A 1,125-nucleotide genomic window follows, 5' to 3' on the forward strand; every position below is an offset into this window, starting at 1 on the left:
ATTGTATACAATGGGTTGCGACCAGCTGGAGAACGCGCGCTCTGTTCCGTAACGCGCCCGTTATGCGAACAGGCCTACTGTCAGCAAATGGTCGTTTTCTGACTGCTGTGCAGCGACTCGCAGTTTGGCGCTGACCGCCGACACCGCAAGCTCTCGTTTGTTTAGGTCGAGGGCCGTCCAGTTCAGCCCTTCCAGCCGCTCCTCGACGGTGCGCCCGGCCACCGTGATCTGATCCAGCCTCCCAAACAGCAGAGCACAAGCCAGTAGGCGGTGTTGCACCAGCGTCCGGAGAGACGCGTACCAGCGGCCAAGCGATCAGATCGTCTCGCCCGTCGTGGATAGGTGCGCACGGGCGCGTGCGGCAGCGAGGTAGCGCCCGATCAGCGCTGCGTAGATGTCGGGTTTCAAGCCGCGCGCACCCAAGGCGTGCACGATTACCTGACGACGGCGTCGGCTCACCCCAGCCCGCGAGAGCAGGCCCGTCGCCCGCGGCAATGGAGCGTCTGGCGTGAGCGCCAACGTCAGGGTGACACGCTTGCCGTAGCTCACTTGGAAGTCCGCTACGTCCAGCCACGGCACTGCACCGTCGAGGAGGGGGGAGCGGAGCGTCTCGGGCGTCAACACCAGCCGGGGCGATCGGCCGCGCCGGTGGACCAACGTCGCGTAGAGCGCCGCCCCGATGACACCCGCGACCACGACGGCGGTTAGGATCTGCTGCGCGAGTGCGTCGTGGGCGATCCCAACGGCCCGCGGGTACAGGACGAAGGCTGCCCCGGCGGCCGCGAACAGTACGGCGAGCACGCCCATCGTCCAGACCATCGGCGCGCCGTTCTCGTAGACCAGCGTCTCTTCGGTCGGCACCGCCGCGGCGGTCTCTTCTAGGTGGGCTCGTTCCGATGCCCAATACGCTCGGGCCCCGGCGAGAAAGTCGGCGCTGAGGCTGCTGCACAGGCCAGCCCAGTCGGCAACCAGCGCGGCTGGCCAAGTACGGTCCTCCGCGCCCAGTGGGCGGGCAGCACGGGTGAACAGGGCGTCGTCGAGGGGGACGCCGAGGGCCGCGATGCGCTGCCTGTCCGGCGGGTGGGTGTCGGTCGGGTGCTCTTGCCGTTCGTCGAGATGCGCTGC

Annotated in this window: 1 protein-coding gene and 1 pseudogene; both read right to left on the reverse strand. The window is 67.9% G+C overall.

Going from position 1 to position 1,125, the window contains the following annotated elements:
* Window positions 1-60: 60 nt before the first annotated feature.
* A complete protein-coding gene (locus MKK60_RS20375; RefSeq protein WP_243988374.1) occupies window positions 61-222 on the reverse strand; it encodes a hypothetical protein in 162 nt (53 codons plus the stop codon).
* 93 nt (window positions 223-315) lie between these two features.
* Window positions 316-1,125, reverse strand: a pseudogene (locus MKK60_RS20380) (peptide ABC transporter); the annotation flags it as partial.

Origin of the sequence: Methylobacterium sp. J-092, from assembly GCF_022829325.1 — a bacterium.
Taxonomy (GTDB): domain Bacteria; phylum Pseudomonadota; class Alphaproteobacteria; order Rhizobiales; family Beijerinckiaceae; genus Methylobacterium.